This window comes from Thiomonas sp. UBA7699 (assembly GCF_002482605.1).
Taxonomy (GTDB): Bacteria; Pseudomonadota; Gammaproteobacteria; order Burkholderiales; family Burkholderiaceae_C; genus Thiomonas; species Thiomonas arsenitoxydans.
The window spans coordinates 198,558-216,018 of the sequence record NZ_DLGH01000005.1; the positions used below are offsets into that span (position 1 = coordinate 198,558).

The 17,461-nt window shown below is 64.0% G+C and carries 14 protein-coding genes and 1 pseudogene; 10 read left to right on the forward strand and 5 right to left on the reverse strand.

The window, feature by feature from the left end; translation table 11 throughout:
* Positions 1 to 17 precede the first annotated feature (17 nt).
* The 3 genes from B3H47_RS02620 (at position 18) to hslU (ending at position 3,958) form a co-directional block, all read left to right on the forward strand.
* Complete coding sequence (locus B3H47_RS02620; RefSeq protein WP_286985897.1) at positions 18 to 1,982, forward strand: STAS domain-containing protein; 1,965 nt, start codon at positions 18 to 20, stop codon at positions 1,980 to 1,982.
* A 103-nt stretch (positions 1,983 to 2,085) separates the two neighbouring features.
* Positions 2,086 to 2,625, forward strand: a complete 540-nt coding sequence (hslV, locus tag B3H47_RS02625) for an ATP-dependent protease subunit HslV (RefSeq protein WP_013106488.1) — start codon at positions 2,086 to 2,088, stop codon at positions 2,623 to 2,625.
* A 4-nt stretch (positions 2,626 to 2,629) separates the two neighbouring features.
* Entirely contained in the window at positions 2,630 to 3,958 is a 1,329-nt protein-coding gene (gene hslU / locus B3H47_RS02630; RefSeq protein ID WP_172979004.1) for an ATP-dependent protease ATPase subunit HslU, read from the forward strand.
* Here the strand turns inward: hslU and B3H47_RS02635 are convergent.
* The 3 genes from B3H47_RS02635 to uraH all read right to left on the reverse strand — a co-directional run bounded on the left by B3H47_RS02635 (position 3,946) and on the right by uraH (position 6,545).
* Positions 3,946 to 4,713: a type III pantothenate kinase gene (locus tag B3H47_RS02635; RefSeq protein ID WP_156054707.1), complete on the reverse strand. Its 768-nt coding sequence runs from the start codon at positions 4,711 to 4,713 to the stop codon at positions 3,946 to 3,948. The genes hslU and B3H47_RS02635 overlap by 13 nt on opposite strands.
* A 144-nt stretch (positions 4,714 to 4,857) precedes the next feature.
* A complete protein-coding gene (locus B3H47_RS02640; RefSeq protein WP_156054706.1) occupies positions 4,858 to 6,063 on the reverse strand; it encodes a urate hydroxylase PuuD in 1,206 nt (401 codons plus the stop codon).
* A gap of 128 nt (positions 6,064 to 6,191) precedes the next feature.
* The gene (gene uraH / locus B3H47_RS02645; RefSeq protein WP_156055311.1) at positions 6,192 to 6,545 is read right to left on the reverse strand and encodes a hydroxyisourate hydrolase; all 354 of its coding nucleotides are present in this window, start codon (positions 6,543 to 6,545) and stop codon (positions 6,192 to 6,194) included.
* 171 nt (positions 6,546 to 6,716) lie between these two features.
* On the opposite strand from uraH, the gene B3H47_RS02650 reads away from it, so the two are divergent.
* From B3H47_RS02650 to B3H47_RS02670, 5 genes are all read left to right on the forward strand, one after another.
* On the forward strand, positions 6,717 to 7,478 hold the full coding sequence (locus tag B3H47_RS02650; RefSeq protein WP_414718219.1) for a GntR family transcriptional regulator: 762 nt from the start codon (positions 6,717 to 6,719) through the stop codon (positions 7,476 to 7,478).
* A 9-nt stretch (positions 7,479 to 7,487) separates the two neighbouring features.
* Entirely contained in the window at positions 7,488 to 8,435 is a 948-nt protein-coding gene (gene puuE / locus B3H47_RS02655) for an allantoinase PuuE (RefSeq protein ID WP_286985898.1), read from the forward strand.
* 2 nt (positions 8,436 to 8,437) lie between these two features.
* Positions 8,438 to 10,210 carry a 2-oxo-4-hydroxy-4-carboxy-5-ureidoimidazoline decarboxylase gene (uraD, locus tag B3H47_RS02660; protein ID WP_286985900.1) on the forward strand — a complete coding sequence of 591 codons (1,773 nt, stop codon included), beginning with the start codon at positions 8,438 to 8,440 and terminating at the stop codon, positions 10,208 to 10,210.
* Positions 10,207 to 11,454 (forward strand): M20/M25/M40 family metallo-hydrolase, encoded by a 1,248-nt coding sequence (locus tag B3H47_RS02665; protein WP_286985901.1) that lies wholly within the window; start codon positions 10,207 to 10,209, stop codon positions 11,452 to 11,454. Before uraD ends, B3H47_RS02665 begins: the two co-directional genes overlap by 4 nt.
* 81 nt (positions 11,455 to 11,535) lie before the next feature.
* A complete protein-coding gene (locus B3H47_RS02670) occupies positions 11,536 to 12,057 on the forward strand; it encodes a hypothetical protein (protein ID WP_286985902.1) in 522 nt (173 codons plus the stop codon).
* Positions 12,058 to 12,069: 12 nt separating this feature from the next.
* Here B3H47_RS02670 and B3H47_RS02675 read toward each other — a convergent pair whose 3' ends face one another.
* A complete protein-coding gene (locus B3H47_RS02675) occupies positions 12,070 to 13,302 on the reverse strand; it encodes a nucleoside recognition domain-containing protein (RefSeq protein ID WP_286985903.1) in 1,233 nt (410 codons plus the stop codon).
* Between the two features lie 48 nt (positions 13,303 to 13,350).
* Positions 13,351 to 15,351, reverse strand: coding sequence for a DEAD/DEAH box helicase (locus B3H47_RS02680; protein WP_286985904.1), 2,001 nt, complete (start codon positions 15,349 to 15,351; stop codon positions 13,351 to 13,353).
* Positions 15,352 to 15,626: 275 nt separating this feature from the next.
* Between B3H47_RS02680 and B3H47_RS02685 the strand changes: the two genes are divergently transcribed.
* Together B3H47_RS02685 and B3H47_RS02690 are read left to right on the forward strand one after the other, a co-directional pair.
* Entirely contained in the window at positions 15,627 to 16,655 is a 1,029-nt protein-coding gene (locus B3H47_RS02685) for a peptidoglycan-binding protein (RefSeq protein WP_041608707.1), read from the forward strand.
* A gap of 196 nt (positions 16,656 to 16,851) precedes the next feature.
* Positions 16,852 to 17,442 (forward strand): annotated as a pseudogene (locus B3H47_RS02690) (MFS transporter); the annotation flags it as partial.
* Between the last annotated feature and the right edge of the window lie 19 nt (positions 17,443 to 17,461).

Sequence of the window (17,461 nt, forward strand, 5' to 3'; positions counted from 1 at the left end):
TTGCGGGCAACTCAGGCATGAGCAGTTCTGATTCAGGCGGTTTCTGGAAGCGAGTGGGTTCTTTTGTCAAGAACCCGACCCGCGACTGGTCGCTAACCGACGAACAGGCCCTTCAGGAGCATGAAAACCTCGCCCGGGTCAAGGCCCGCGAGGACCAGAAGCGTCAGGACGATTTCATCCGCAAGCGCGAACTCGACGGCCTGCGCAAGCTACGCAGGCGCGAGGCCACCGATCTGGGCATGGATGACAGCCTGCAGACCAATGTTCCGGATCTGACGTCCCAGCCCACCCCGGTACACGATCGGGACGAAACCCTGCGAAAAATCAACGAGATCGAAAAGTCGATGGCGGGTGATCACGCCTCTGCCGCAACCCGCAGTCGCGCGCCGGTCACGCGGCAGATGCCTGCGCCCACGACCCGATCCCTTCCCCAAAGTCTGCCCCCCCAAAGCCACCAGCTATCACAGGCCAAACCGCCACTCACCTTCGCGCCCCCATCCCTGACGGCGGGGACGCTATCGCCCGAGTCGCAGACGACTGGAACGATGCACTTCAAGGTGAATACGGCCTATGCCGATACCACTCTGATCACTAAGCCGGGCGGTCTGACAACGCAACCCGCAACCGGTGTGCCGTCGCAGTCCGGCCCGACCACGGCGCCGGGTGAGCCGCCTACGCTGCCGCCTGTCGGCTACGCCCCCACCGTCCCCTTCGTGCCCAGCGCGCCGCCAGCGCAGGTGCGCAAGTCGCAACCGGCTGCCGTGTCGTTCGACGAGCAGCCTACGCTGGCGGCAGCCACCCGCCTGAGCGCCGACGCTCTGCCGCCGCACACCTCGGCGCCCTCGGGCGACAGTTGGCTGCGATCGAGCAATGACTTCATGCCTAGCGCCTTCTTCGCCGTGGAAGTGCACGAGGCTTTGAGCTCCAATCCCTTGTTCGATCAGGCGGTGATGGACTTCGCCAATGGCGATGATGTCGCCGCCGAGTCGGCCTTGCGCGACGCGATTTCCAACTCGCAGGATCTGGATTCGGAGAAAGAGCTCTGGCTGGCGCTGTTTGACCTATTCCGCGCCTCGGGGCAGATCGACAAGTTCGAAGCCCTGGTGACCGATTTCGTCAGCCGCTTCCAGACCTCGGCGCCGATGGCCGAAGACGGCCTGCCTGCGCCCGCTGCGGCGCCCGCGCCAGCGTCAAACCACTTCAAGCCCTCGCTGGTTTTTTCTGCATCGGTCGATGCCGTCCAGACCGAGCGTTTGCGCAAGCTGCTGCTCAATGCGCCGTCGGCGCTTGAATTGAGCTTCGAGGAGGTGCGCACCATCACGCCAACCGCCTTGTCCGCACTGGTTGAGTCGCTGAAAAAGATCAACAACACCGCCTGCACCGTCACCCTGAACGGCGCGAATACCCTGCTGTCTCTTTGCCAAGTGCAGGCGCCCGCCATGCAGCGCGAGGCCGATCCGCAATGGTGGGCCTTGCGTCTGGAGTTGCTGCGCTTGGTCAACCAGCAGGACGATTTCGACGCCATCGCGCTCGACTACTGCGTGACCTACGAAATCTCTCCTCCGACCTGGGAAGCCAGCCGCGCCAGAGTCGAGCTCGTCGGCGTGGACGGCAACGCGGCGCCTGAGGCATCCACACAGCCAGTTGCGTTTCAGAACTCGGGGATCAGCCCGAATTCCGTTTTGGGCAATGGCGGCTCGCGCTCGGCACAGTTGCATCTCAGCGGCGAGATTCTCGGCAGTTCAAGCGACTTTCTGAACCCGCTGGAGCAGGCGGCCAAAACGCATGAACAGATGAGCATTTCCCTGCGTCAGTTGCGCCGTATCGATTTTTCGAGCGCAGGCGCCCTGCTCAACTGGGCCATGATGCAACACGATCAGGGCAAGACCCTGCAGTTCACCGGCGTACACCGGCTGATCGCCGGTCTGTTCAGCATCCTCGGCCTGCACGAGCACGCCCTCATTCAGCTGCGTCGCGACTGAGGTTCTGCTCGGCGCCGATCGGCTGCGGCAAAGCGGCGGTTGTACTGCCGGGTTGCCACACTGCCGCCTCTTGAGTTTTCTACTCCCACCCTTACATCCCGGCATGGATCAATATCACGGCACCACCATCCTCAGCGTGCGCCGCGGCGCTACCGTGGCCCTGGGCGGCGACGGGCAAGTGACGCTTGGCAATATCGTCGTCAAATCCACTGCGCGCAAGGTGCGCAGGCTCTACAACAACCAGATTCTGGCTGGCTTCGCCGGGGGAACGGCCGATGCCTTTACGCTGTTCGAGCGCTTCGAAGCCAAGCTGGAGAAGCACCAGGGACAGTTGTTGCGCAGCGCGGTCGAACTGGCCAAGGACTGGCGCACCGACCGCATGCTGCGCCGCCTGGAAGCGATGCTCTCGGTGGCCGATGCCGAGCACTCGCTCATCATCACCGGCAATGGCGATGTACTCGAACCCGAGTACGGCATCGTCGCCATTGGCTCCGGCGGGGCCTACGCCCAGTCGGCCGCTCGAGCCCTGCTGGAACACACCGCGCTGAGCCCGCGCGAGATCGTCGCCCAATCGCTGAAGATTGCGGGCGACATCTGCATCTACACCAACCAGTCGCACACCATCGAAACCCTGGGTGAGTAAGACCATGAATATGACTCCCCGAGAAATCGTCTCCGAGCTCGACCGCTTTGTCATCGGCCAGGCCAAGGCCAAGCAGGCGGTGGCCATCGCCCTGCGCAACCGCTGGCGCCGTCAGCAGGTCGCCGAGCCGCTGCGGCACGAAATCACCCCAAAAAACATTCTGATGATCGGCCCCACCGGCGTGGGCAAAACAGAGATTGCGCGCCGACTGGCCAAGCTGGCCGACGCGCCGTTCATCAAGGTCGAGGCCACCAAGTTCACCGAAGTGGGCTACGTCGGCCGCGATGTGGACACCATCATCCGCGACCTGATGGAGGCTGCCGTGAAGCTGGCGCGCGAAACCGCCATGCGCCAGCAACGCACCCGCGCCGAAGACCGCGCGGAAGACCGCATTCTCGACGTGCTGCTGCCCGCGCCGGCAGACTCCAGCGGGCATACCCCATCGGTCACCGAGACCAATCCCACGCGCCAAATGCTGCGCAAGCGCTTGCGCGAGGGCCAGCTCGATGACAAGGAAATCGAGATCGACCTCGCCGTGCATCCGGCCAGCGTGGACATCATGGGCCCGCCCGGTATGGAGGACATGACCGAGCAGATCCGCTCAATGTTCGCCAATATGGGCCAAACGCGCCGCAAGACGCGCAAGGTGACGGTGCGCGAAGCGCAGAAGCTGCTGATCGACGAAGAGGCCGCCAAACTGGTGAACGAAGACGAGATCAAGGCCGGCGCGCTGCGCGCGGTGGAGCAAAACGGCATTGTGTTCCTCGACGAGATCGACAAGGTCGCCTCGCGCAGCGACACCCAGGGCGCCGATGTGTCGCGCCAGGGCGTGCAGCGCGATCTGCTGCCGCTGGTGGAAGGCACCACGGTCAGCACCAAATACGGCATGGTGCGCACCGATCACATTCTGTTCATCGCCAGCGGCGCGTTTCACGTCGCCAAGCCTTCCGACCTGATTCCCGAGCTACAGGGGCGCTTTCCCATCCGGGTGGAACTGGAGTCGCTCTCGGTCGCGGATTTCGAGGCCATTCTCACCAGCACCGACGCCAGCCTCACCAAGCAGTACGCCGCGTTGCTCGCCACCGACGGCGTGCAAGTCGAATTCACCGCAGACGGTATTCGCCGCATGGCAGAAGTGGCCTTTCAGGTCAACGAAAAGACCGAGAACATCGGCGCGCGGCGGCTGCACACGGTGATGGAGCGGCTGCTCGAAGAGGTGTCGTTTCATGCCGATGGCGCGCAGCACAGCACCGTGAAAGTCGATGCGGCGATGGTCAACGAACGTCTGGGCGACATCGCCCGCGACGAAGACCTGTCGCGCTACGTGCTTTGATCCGTCTGCGGCTGCGCGTTCCCCGCAATGCACAGCAGGCCTTCGAACACCAGATGTTCGACATGCTGATGCGGCAGCCCCAGAGCGTCGCGCAGCTTGGGCGCCGCGCCGCCGGTCAGCAGCACAACCACCTCGCCCGCTTCCTTCGCCTGCAGACGCGCATGCATCTGCCGCGCCGCGCCCGCAATGGCCAAGGCGCCTCCGGTCATCAAGGCATCGCTGGTATTGGTGGGAAATTCCGCGATGTCGCCTTCGGGCACGCGCAGCCCGGCCGTGCCCATCTCCAGCGCCTTGAGCATCAACCCAAAGCCGGGCAGGATGATGCCGCCGATGAACACCCCTTCGCGGCTGAGGCAATCGACAGTGACGGCCGTCCCCACGCTGATGACCATCGCTGCCTGATCGGGCACGCGCTGACGCGCGCCCAGTTGCGCCGCCCATCGATCCGCACCCAGCAATGAGGGCACGGCATAGCTGTTGCGCAGCCCGCATTGCGCGGCCTGCGCGCTGATCCAGTTGCAGCGCAGCCCAAGCGCATCGAGTTCGGCACACACTCGCGCGGTGACCACCGCACCGGCCACGGCACAACCGATCACCCGCTCGGCACGAGGCTGTGCGGCCAGCACACGGCTGAGTTGATCGACCTCTTCCAGCAGCATGGCCCCGCCGGCGAGCAACTCCGCGTTGCGTTGCGGGCGCGCATAGAGGCCCCATTTCAGCCGGGTATTGCCAACGTCGAGAACGAGAAGGGGCATGCGAGTTTCACGTCATGGATTGATCGGCTGGGAACCATAACAGACCGGCCTGGCAAGAGCGCTGCGCACTGTCTTTTTGCCTCGCAGGCTTGCCAAGTCAGACAGGCGCCTGGGCGGGGCGTATGTCCCATGCGCATCCAGCGATCAGGGCTTGGCGCCGTCTTTGATCCACTGCCCGATTTCGGCGCGCTCCAGATCGGTCATCTGCGTAGCGTTGTTCAGCGGCATGGCCTTGAGCACCACCACCTGCTGATAAATCGCCTGCACGTGGCTGACGATGTCTGGCGCCGAATCCAGACGCACGCCTTTGCTAGCTGCGGCTCCGGCATGGCAGAGCAAGCAGCGTTCCTGCACGATGTGCTGCACCTGCGCGAACGTCACGGGTTTGCTCGATGCCAAAACCGGCTGCGGCTTGGGCGCGAGCGCTACGGCCACGGCCAGAATGAGGCCGCCACCCACGATCCAGTATTGCCACTTCCAGGCGCCTTTTTGTTTGAGCACGAAGAACTGGCGGATAAGCGCGCCGGCCAACATCATCAGCACCAGCACCAGCCAGTTGTTCGGCGCGTCATACACGAAGCTGTAATGGTTGGACAGCATGGCGAACAGCACCGGCAGGGTGAAGTAGGTGTTGTGCACACTGCGCTGCTTGCCGCGCTTGCCATCCATCGGGTCGGGCGTTTGGCCAGCGCGCATGGCCGCCACTACCCGGCGCTGACCGGGGATGATCCAGAAAAACACATTGGCACTCATCGAGGAACCGAGCATGGCGCCGATGATCAGAAACGCCGCCCGCCCGGCAAACAAATGGCAGGCCAGCCAGGCCGCAATGAGCACATACACCGCGACCAGAATGCCCACGGTGAGGTCGCCCTTCTTGCCTTGGCCGAACACGCGGCAGATGCCGTCATAGACCAACCAGCCGACGACGAGAAAGCCCAGCATGGCCGCCACCGCGTACCCCGGCGAACTCCAGGCAAACACCCGCGGATCGACGATGAAAATGCCAGCGTGATAGAAGTACAGCACGCAGAGCAGAGCAAATCCCGACAGCCAGGTGGAATAGCTCTCCCAATAAAACCAGTGCAGATGCTGCGGCAGGTTCTTCGGCGCGACCCTGTATTTCTGCGGGTTGTAGAAACCCCCGCCATGCACCGCCCACAGTTCCCCATCCACTCCCCTGGCCTTCAACTCCGGGTCGGTAGGTTTTTCAAGGCTGTTGTCGAGCCAGACGAAATAAAACGAAGAACCAATCCAAGCAATCGCCACAATGACGTGCAGCCAACGCAGCAGCAGATCGGCCCAGTTCATGGCGTAGGGCAGGATGGTGGTCATCAAGTCGCTCATCATGACGTCTCCTAAAAGGTCATATGAAGTCGACTTCCGCCACGGCAGGCTCTGCGAAAGTCTGTCGGATCGCGTGCCATCTGCAATGGCGCACCGCGCTGCGGCGATCCTGGTTCAAGCGGCAAGCTGTCTCAACTGCCGCGATAAGTCGAATAACTCCAGGGCGACACCAGCAAGGGCACGTGATAGTGCTGCTGCGCATCGGCCACGCCGAACTCCAGGGGAATCTGATCGAGAAAAGGCGGCTCTAGCAGGGTCAGCCCGAGCGCCCTGAAATAGGCGCCGATCTGGAACACCAGCCGGTATCTTCCGGGCTGCAGATCGGCACCTTGCAGCAGCGGCCCATCGCAACGACCGTCGGCATTGGTCTGCACCGAACGCAACAGCACCCACTCTGCGCCTTGCTCGGCATACAGATCGATCTGCACGGCAGCGGCCGGCCGTCCATGCGCGGTGTCGAGAATGTGTGTGGTCAAGGCGCCCATTGTGGTCATCGATCCATTCGTTGATTTCGGTCTACATTTTTTGCATACAATCGCAATTTAAGTTGTATGCTATTGCATGTCAAACGGAATCACAACAATGCAGACGCTGCAAGTGAACACGCCCTGGAGACAGCAAACACCGTCCCGGAAAACATCGCAAGGAGTGAAACCATGACAGCAAGCCGCAAAAAAACCTCGAAGGCCCAACAAACCCCAGCTGGAACGATCGTGAGTGCGGTGGCCGCTGCCGAAAGCTCGCTGCCTGACTCGACGCAGATCATCGTCGCAGCCATCACCGCAGCCATCATCGAACACCGTCTGGCGCCCGGCGCCAAGCTCACCGAGCAAAAGATTGCGGCGATCTACGGGGTATCGCGCACCATCGTGCGGCAAGCCTTGTTTCAGCTCGCGCGCGATCATCTGGTCACGCTGGAGCCCGCGCGGGGCGCCTTTGTCTCGCAGCCTTCGGTGGAGGAAGCGCAGCAGGTGTTCGCGGTGCGACGCATGCTCGAGCAGCATCTGATCGAGGAGTTTTGCGACAAGGCCGTGGCGAGCGATTTCCGCGCCCTGCGTGCCCACCTCAAGCAGGAGCAGGCCGTGGTCGGCCGGGTGGATGTGACGGGCCGCACGCGGCTCTTGGGCGATTTTCATGTGCTGATGGCCGAGCGCATCGGCAACCATGTGCTGGCGCAGATTCTGTCGGAACTGATCTCGCGCTGCGCCCTCATTACGCTGATGTACCAGTCGTCGCGCGCGGCGCAGCATTCGTCAGACGAACACGTCGACATCCTCAAAGCCCTGGAAGCACGCGACGTTGCCAAGGCCAAGGCTTTGATGGAGGCCCATCTTCTGGCCACCGAAAACAGTCTGCTCTATCACCCGAGAACCAGCAGCTCCGATCTCGCGCAGGCGTTGGGCAGCTACGCGGCCTGAGAGTTAACTATGTCGACCCATCCCTATCCCCGCGACCTAGTCGGCTACGGCCGCAACCCGCCACAGGCCAACTGGCTGGGCAAGGCCCGCGTGGCGCTGCAGTTCGTGCTCAATGTCGAAGAAGGCGGCGAGAACTGCGTGCTGCATGGCGACGCGGGCAGCGAGCAGTTCCTCTCCGAACTGTTCAATCCCGCCGCCTACCCGGCGCGGCACCTCAGCATGGAGAGCATTTATGAATACGGCTCGCGCGCCGGTGTGTGGCGCATCCTGCGCGAGTTCGAGCGCCGCGGCTTGCCGCTCACGGTCTTCGGCGTGGGCATGGCCTTGCAACGCACACCCGATCTGGCCCGCGCCTGCGTGGAACTGGGTCATGAAATCGCCTGTCACGGCTGGCGCTGGATTCACTATCAAAACCTCGACGAAGCCACCGAGCGCGAGCACATGCGGCTGGGCATGGAGGCGATTGAAGCCCTCTGCGGCGTGCGCCCGCTGGGCTGGTACACCGGCCGCGACAGCCCCAACACCCGGCGTCTGGTGGCCGACTTCGGCGGCTTCGCCTACGACAGCGACTATTACGGTGACGACCTGCCCTTCTGGCTGCAGGTGCGCAAGACCGACGGCAGCCTTGCGCCCCATCTGGTCGTGCCCTACACCCTCGACAGCAACGACATGCGCTTCGCGCTGCCCCAGGGTTTCGCGCAGGCCGAAGACTTCTACATCTACCTGCGCGACAGTTTCGACGCGCTCTACGCCGAGGGTGAAGATCAGCCGAAAATGCTCAGCATCGGCATGCACGCGCGCCTGCTCGGCAGGCCCGGCCGCATCCGCGCGCTGCAGCGCTTTCTCGACCATGTGCAGCGCCACGACCGGGTGTGGATCGCGCGCCGCATCGACATAGCGCGTCACTGGCAGGCCGAGCATCCCTTCGATGCGGCCACCGCTTTTGTCTGGGAGTGATCATGCCCACTCTGGCTGAACTCAACGCCGCGTCGGCGCCGGCTTTCACCGACCTGCTCGACGGCGTTTATGAACACTCGCCCTGGATTGCCGCGCGCACCTGGGCGGCCCGCCCCTTTGCCACCCTGGCCGCTCTCAAGGCGGCGCTGGTGCAGACGGTGCACCAGGCCAGCCGCGATGAACACCTCAGCCTGATTCGCGCTCACCCCGAGCTGGCGGGCAAGGCGGCCGTGGCGGGCCAGCTCACAGCCGAGTCCACGGATGAACAATCGCGCGCCGGGCTGTCGCATTGCACTCCCGATGAGTTCGCCCGCATCAACGCGCTCAACACCGAATACACCGCGCGCTTTGGCTGGCCCTTCATCCTCGCAGTGCGCGGTCCGCGCGGCGCCGGGCTGAGCCGGGCACAGATCATCGCCACGCTGGAGCGCCGCACCGACAACCCGCCGGACTTCGAGTTTGCCGAAGCACTGCGCCAGATCCACCGCATTGCCGAACTGCGACTGAACGATAAATTCGGCTTCGTGCCGGAACAAGGCAACCGCGTGTGGGACTGGTGTGAACACCTCGCCACGCACAGCGAACCGGCGTGGAAAGAACGCGGCGAACTCACCACCACCTACCTCACCGACGCGCACCGCGCCGCGGCCGCCGAGATTGCCGCCACCATGCGCGAATGCGGCTTCGACACGGTAGACATCGACGCCGTGGGCAATGTGGTCGGCGTCTACCAGGGCAGCAACGCCGCAGCCCCGCGCCTGCTCACCGGCAGCCACTACGACACCGTGCGCAACGCCGGCAAGTACGACGGCCGCATCGGTCACTTCATTCCCATGGCCTGCGTGCGCGCCATGCACCGCGCGGGTCGGCGCCTGCCCTTCGGCCTCGAAGTCGTGGCCTTCGCCGAAGAGGAAGGACAGCGCTACAAGGCCACCTTCCTCGGATCGGGCGCGCTCACCGGCGCTTTCAATCCGGCCTGGCTCGACCAGCAAGACCGCGACGGCATCTCCATGCGCGACGCCATGCGACACGCCGGGCTACCCGCAGACTTGCCCGCCATTGCGGCGCTGCGCCGCGATCCGGCGCGTTACCTCGGCTTCGTCGAAGTGCACATCGAACAGGGCCCGGTGCTGAATGCGCTCGATCTGCCGCTGGGCATCGTTACCTCGATTAACGCCAGCGTACGCTGCGTCGGCGAGATCATCGGCATGGCCAGCCACGCCGGCACCACGCCGATGAACGCGCGCCGCGATGCCGCCTGCGCCGCCGCCGAACTGGCGCTGTTTCTTGAGCGCCGCGCCGCCGCCGATGGCAACAGCGTCGGCACCGTCGGCCTGCTTGAAGTGCCCGGCGGGTCGATCAATGTGGTGCCCGGCCGCTGCCGCTTCAGCCTCGACATCCGCGCGCCCAACAATACCCAGCGCGACGCCGTAATGGTCGACACCCGCACCGAGCTGGCCGCCATTTGCGCCCGCCGCAAGCTGCGCTTCACCCTCGAACAAACCATGCGCGAGCAGGCCGCCACCAGCGACCCGGCACTGCAACAACACTGGGAACGCGCAGTCGCCGCACTCGGCCTGCCGCTGCATCACCTGCCCAGCGGCGCCGGACACGACGCCATGATGCTGCACACCGTCATGCCGCAGGCCATGCTGTTCGTGCGCGGCGAAAACGCCGGCATCAGCCACAACCCGCTCGAATCCAGCACGGCCGACGATCTCGACCTCGCCTGCGCCGCCTTCCAACATCTCCTCGACACCCTCGCCGCATCATGACCGACACCACTCGCGACTCAACGACCTACGCCGCCCTCGACCGATGGGTCGATACCCACTTCGACGAACAGACCCGCATGCTGCAGGAACTGGTTCGCGTGCCCACCGACACCCCGCCGGGCAACAACGCCCCGCACGCCGAACGCACCGCCGAGCTGCTTGCCGACTTCGGCCTGATGGCCGAAAAAATCGCCATTCCCGCCGAAGCCTGCAAGGAACAGGGCCTGGAGTCCATCACCAACCTCATCGTGCGGCGCAACTATGGCGCGGGCGGCCCGGTCATCGCGCTCAATGCCCACGGCGACGTGGTGCCACCGGGCGAAGGCTGGACGCACCCCCCCTACGGCGGCGAGATCGAAGACGGCAAGCTCTACGGCCGCGCCGCCGCCGTAAGCAAATGCGACTTCACCACCTACACCTTTGCCGTGCGCGCCCTTGAAGCGCTGGGCGTGCCGCTCAAGGGTGGCGTCGAACTGCACTTCACTTACGACGAAGAATTCGGCGGCGCGCTCGGCCCCGGCTGGCTGCTGGGGCATGGCCTCACCAAGCCCGACCTGGAAATCGCCGCCGGTTTCAGCTATCAGGTGGTCAACGCCCACAACGGCTGCCTGCAACTCGAAGTGACGGTGCACGGCGTCATGGCGCACGCCGCCATTGCGCATACCGGCGTAGACGCACTGCAGGGCGCGGTGGCCATTCTGAATGCCCTCTATGCCCAAAACGCGATCTACCGCAAGGTACATTCGCAGGTGCAAGGCATCGACCACCCGTATCTCAACGTCGGGCTGATCGAAGGCGGCACCAACACCAACGTGGTGCCGGGCAAGGTGGTGCTCAAGCTTGACCGCCGCATGATTCCCGAAGAAGACCCGGCCATGGTCGAAGCCGAGTTGCGACGCGTGATCGAACAGGCCGCCGCCACGGTTTCCGGCATCACCGTGAACATTCGCCGCATGCTGCTGGCGCGTGCGCTCAAACCCATTCCCGGTTTCGAGCGCCTGGCCACGCCGCTGCAGCGTCATGCGCAAACCGTGTTCGGCGAACCCGTCCCGGTCATCGGCACCCCGCTCTACACCGATGTGCGGCTTTACGCCGAACACGGCATTCCCGCCGTGATCTACGGCGCGGGCCCGCGCACCGTGCGCGAGAGCAATGCCAAGCGCGCCGACGAACACATCGTGCTCGAAGATCTGCGCCGCGCGACCAAAGTGGTAGCGCGCACCTTGTTCGATCTGCTGCACTGAGTCTGCCTGCCGCAGGCGACCGAATCGACGCCGAGCCCTATATAGTCCGCGTAGTTTCGTATTCGCCTGAAGGACGCCGCCATGCGCCAAGACAGCGTGTTATTCAAAACCGAAAAGGGCCAGGACGAGATCGCCAAGCGGGCGGTTCTGCAATCGCGTGTGTTGCGCAATGTGCTGCTTCTGGTGGACTGCAAACGCAACGTACAAACCCTGCGGGAGTTGATGCAGGCCATCTCCGCTCCCGAAGACGCGCTGGAGCAACTGCTCGCCCTCGAACTGATCGCAGCACCCAAAGTTGAGGATGAGGCAGACTCATTTCTGCACGATGACGATGAACTGCCCTCCGAACTGGCGCTGGAGCCCCTCGACGTGCAGTCCGCAAAGGTCAACACCACTGCCGACTTTTCCAGTCTTTACGAGCAAATCAACGGCCTGGTGAGCAGCCATCTGGGCATGATCAAGGCCTACGGACTGCAACTCAGGATCGAGCAATGCCAGACGCCCGACCAGTTGCTCGCTTTGCTCCCGGAAATCAAGGCCGCACTGGTCGCCAAACATGGAGAGCCCAAGGCCATCAACCTGCTGCGCCAACTCGGACGGTAGCGCTGCAAGCGATCAATGCGGCGCGAAGAACCACGCGCATACCGCGATCGAGGCCACCACTCCGGCCAGATCGGCCGCCAGTGCGCAACCCACGGTGTAGCGCACGCGTTTGATGCCCACCGCGCCGAAGTACACCGCCACCACGTAGAACGTCGTCTCGGTGCTGCCCTGCATCGTCGCGGCCAGCAGCGCCGGGTAGCTGTCCACGCCGTAATGCTGCATGGTCTCGATCAGCATGGCGCGCGCGGCGCTGCCGGAAAACGGCTTGACCAGCGCCGTGGGCAACGCCGCGACGAAGTCGGTGTTCATGCCCAGCGCGTGCACCACCCAGCGGATGCCCTCCAGCGCATAGCCCAGCGCGCCCGAGGCGCGCAACACCCCCACAGCGCACAGCATGGCTACCAGATAGGGCAGCAGGTCGCGCGCCACACCAAAGCCGTCCTTGGCGCCTTCGATGAAGGCCTCGTACACCGGCACCCGTTTGATCGCGCCCGCCAACAGGAAGGCGAGGATGACGCCGAACAACACCAGGTTGCCAACCAGCGCCGAAACGCTGGCCAGCGCCGCCGCGCTGAGCGTCGCCAGCCCCGCGAGCAGCGCGCCCAACAGCAGCGCACCGCCGCCCAGATAGGCCAGCGCCACCGGGTCCCAGAGTTTGAGCCGCTGCATCCACGCCACGCTGAGCAGCCCCGTCAGCGTAGACGCGCTGGTGGCGATGAGAATGGGCAGAAACACCAGCGTCGGGTCGGGCGCACCCTGCTGCGCGCGGTACATGAAAATGCTCACTGGCAGCAGCGTCAGCGACGAGGCATTGAGCACCAGGAACAGGATTTGCGCATTGCTCGCCGTGTCCTGACTGGGGTTGAGCGTTTGCAATTCGCGCATGGCGCGCAGGCCGATGGGCGTGGCGGCATTGTCCAGCCCCAGCACATTGGCGGCGAAGTTCAGGGTGATCAGGCCGATGGCCGGATGGCCTTGCGGCACTTCCGGCATCAGCCGCCGGAACAGCGGGCCCAGCGCCCGCGCCAGCACCTCCACCAGCCCCGCGCGCTCGGCGATGCGCAGCAGCCCCAGCCACAAGGTGAGCGTGCCGAACAGCAGCACCATCACCTCGACCGACAGCTTGGCCATGGCGAACAGGCTGTCGGTGATCGCGGCGAACACCGCCGCATCGCCCAGTGCCCAGCGCGTCAGAGCCGCAACGGCGGCCACCAGAAAGAAGCCGAGCCAGAGTCGGTTGAGCATCCGTTTTGCCGACGCCGCGCTTTCAGACCCCTGCTTCGTCCCGCCGCGTCAAGGCTTGCGCTTGAACGACTTGCCACCGGGCATCGGCGCGGCGCGGCGCTTGGGCGCGGGCGACGTGTCGCCCGAATCGAAACGTCGTACGGGCGCTCGGGCCGCCGGACGTTCCCGGGCGGTATCGCGCACCGGCTCGGCTTTGGTGAGCTGCAGTTGACGCCCGCACACCCAGGTTTTTTGCAGGGTGCGGAACACATCCTTGGGCATGCCTTCGGGCAGCTCGACAAAGCTGTGGTCGCCGCGAATGGCGATATTGCCGATGTGCTTGTTTTCAAGCCCGGCCTCGTTTGCGATGGCGCCGACCAGATTGCGCACTTCCACGCCATGATCGCGTCCGACTTCCACCCGGTAGGTCTCGAAGCGCACATCGCTGGCGGTATGCGGGCCTCGCGCGGTGCGCTCGCTGTACGCCGGATGTTCGGCCGACGCGGCCTCGCGCGGCGCCGAATGCGGCGCCGCATCGGCCGCTTCACGCGCCTGCATCAGGGTTTGGGTGAAATCGTCGAGATCGCGGGGCTTGGCGCGCTCACGCGGCGCACGCGCCGCAGGGCCCTCCTCGCGTGTGGCCCGCGCGGGGCGGGGCGTGCGCGGTTCGCGGCCCTCACGCGGTTCGCGCTCGCGGCGTGGCGCGCGGCTCTCCTCGCGGGTATCAGCGTTGTAGGACGGTTCACTGCCCGGGCGCATGAGCAGCGGCTTGTTGCCTTGCACCATACGTGCCAGCGCGGCGGCAATCTCGATGGCCGGAATGTCGAACTCTTGCTCGTAGCGCTCGACCAGGCGCTGGTAATCTTCCAACCCTTCCTGCTCGCGTGCCTCGGTGATGCGCTCCATGAAGCGGCTGATGCGGCTGTCATTCACCGCTTCGGTGCTGGGCAACTGCATCTGCGTGATGGGCTGGCGCGTGGCCCGCTCGATGGCGCGCAGCAAATGCCGCTCGCGCGGGGTAACGAACAGAATGGCGTCGCCGCTGCGCCCCGCACGACCGGTGCGGCCGATGCGGTGTACGTAGCTTTCGGTATCCGTCGGAATGTCGTAGTTCACCACATGGCTGATGCGCTCCACATCCAGCCCGCGCGCCGCCACGTCAGTGGCGACAAGGATGTCGAGCTGCCCGTCCTTGAGCCGCTGCACCATGCGCTCGCGCAGCGCCTGCGGCACGTCGCCATTGAGCGCCGCTGCGGTGAATCCACGCGCTGCCAGCTTCTCGGCCAATTCCTCGGTGGCCTGCTTGGTGCGGGCGAAGATGATCATGCCTTCGAACGGCTCGACCTCCAGAATGCGGGTGAGCGCATCGAGCTTGTGCAGACCGCTGACCATCCAGTAGCGCTGCTGAATGTGCGTGGCGGTGGTCGTGGCCGCCTTGATGGTGATCTCCTGCGGATCGCGTAAATAGGTTTGTGCAATTCGGCGGATGGCCGAGGGCATGGTGGCCGAAAACAGCGCCACCTGACGCTGCGGCGGGGTCTTTTTCAGGATGGACTCGACATCGTCGATGAAGCCCATGCGCAGCATCTCATCGGCCTCGTCGAGCACCATGTGCGCGAGTTGGTCGAGCTTGAGCGTGCCCCGCTCCAGGTGATCGATGATGCGCCCTGGCGTGCCCACCACCACATGCGCGCCCCGCTTGAGCGAGGCGAGCTGCGGCACGTAGCTTTGCCCGCCATAGATCGGCAGCACGTTGAAACCCGGCAGATGCGCGGCATAGCGCGCAAAGGCTTCGGCCACCTGAATGGCCAGTTCGCGCGTAGGCGCCAGCACCAACGCCTGGGTGTGGCGTGCATTGCAATCGATCTTGGCCAGGATGGGCAGCGCAAACGCCGCCGTCTTGCCCGTGCCGGTCTGCGCCTGGCCGAGCACGTCGCGCCCAGCCAGCAGCGGCGGAATGGTGGCCGCCTGAATGGGCGACGGGGTTTCATATCCCACATCGCGCAGGGCTTGCAGCAACGGTTCGGGCAAGCCGAGTTCGGCAAAGGGGGAGATTTGTTGTGAAGTCATGGATTGTGGGCCTTGAAGACGGCTAAACCTCTATTGTGCGCGCGACACCGAAACCTGATGCGCATCGTTCATGCGATGGCGTCGCTTCAGGCTCAAACCTTGCATATCGGCCTATCGAAATGCTTAAAAAGCCACAATTCGTCAAGATTGCGCACTCAGAAAGCGTTTATGACCGAAAAACACCATAAAAAACTTCTAGTATCTGGCGGCTGCGCCGTCTGATAGTCGGGCAGGCCCGCTTTTTCATCGATAACAACTTGGAGTCCAGATCAATGATGCATCCATTCAAGCGCCTGACAGCCCTAGCTGCGGTCCTTTCCCTCGCCGCATGTTCCAGCATGGACATGGGATCAAAAGCTGCAAAAACCGAAGCCACAGGATCGGCTGGCGGCGCCAACAGCCAGAACGCGAACAGCAAACTCGCTCGCTGCAACGCGCCGCTGGGCACGATTGCCGTGGTGGAAGACACCAATACACCTTGGTACGGCATTCTCACCAGCCAATACCAGCTCGGCCCGACCACGCCGGTGCTCAAGCTCATGATCCAGCAGTCGAACTGCTTTGTGGTGGTCGATCGTGGCCGCGCCATGAACAACATGATGCAAGAGCGCGCGCTGGCCCAATCGGGCGAGCTGCGGCAGAACTCGAACTTCGGTAAGGGGCAAATGGTTTCGGCGGACTACACCCTGAGCCCGACCATCACCTTCTCGAACAATAACGCTGGCGGCATTGGCGGCTTAGTGGGCGGTCTGCTCGGCCCGGTTGGGGCCATTGTGGGCGGCAGCGTCAGCGCCAAGGAAGCCAGCACCCTGCTCACGCTGGTGGACAACCGTTCAGGCGTGCAGCTTGCTGCTGCCGAGGGTAGTGCGAAAAATTGGGATTTTGGCGCCATTGGCGGCTTGTTTGGCGGCGCAGCGGGCGGCATCGGCGGCGGTTATGCCAACACGGCGCAGGGCAAAGTCATTGTGGCGGCGTTCATGGATTCGTATAACGGTGTCGTCAAGGCCGTCGAGAACTACAAAGCGCAGGAAGTCAAAGGCGGACTGGGCACCGGCGGCCAGCTCGGCGTGCAGGGCGGATCGACCCCGGCCGCACAGCCTGTGGCCGCAACGCAGACCGCCCCCGCCACCATGACGCTCAAACAGGCGCAGGAAAAGCTCAACGCGCAGGGCTTTCCGGTCGGTACGCCCGACGGCGTCATGGGACCGCGAACCCGCGCTGAGCTCAAGCGCTTCCAGAATTCGCGCGGCCTGCCTGAATCGGGCGTGCTCGACCAGGCCACGATCGCGGCGTTCAATCAGTAATTTCAGGGTAGTCTGCCTGTGAGGGCAGACCTCCACCAAAAGCCGACGCTTGTCGGCTTTTTTTAATATGCACAAAACGCAACATGTCAGACAAACTTTGCCAACAAAGTCACGGAACTTCACTATAAAGCGGCCTGCAGCGGCAAAAGTTCCTGCCGCCGCATCCCGGGGAACAACGACAAACTTGGAGTCATGAATGGCATCTTCTCTTAGCACACCCCTCTCTAAACCGGGCTTGCTCGACCGCGAAAGCACGGTTGCAGGTCCCAATTTCAACCGCTGGCTGGTGCCTACCGCCGCGCTTGCGATTCACCTGTGTATCGGCATGGCCTATGGCTTCTCCGTGTTCTGGCTGCCGATGAGCAAGCTGCTTGGAGGCACCGATCCTGCCGTATGCGGCTCGATGGGTTTCTGGGGCCATCTCACCACCACGACTTGCAACTGGACGGTGCCGTCGGTGACGCACATCTTTGAAGTATTCATCGCCTTTCTGGGTATTTCGGCCGCCATCTGGGGCGCCTGGCTGGAACATGCGGGCCCGCGCAAGGCCGGTTTCATCGCCGCGCTGTGCTGGGGCGGCGGCCTGGTGCTCGGCGGCATCGGCATTTACATCCATCAGCTCTGGCTGGTGATTCTCGGGGCCGGCGTACTGGGAGGCATTGGTCTGGGGCTGGGCTATATCACGCCCGTCTCGACCCTCATCAAATGGTTCCCGGATCGTCGCGGTCTGGCCACCGGCTTTGCCATCATGGGATTTGGCGGTGGCGCGATGATCGGCGCACCGCTAGGAGACCGTCGGACTTGAG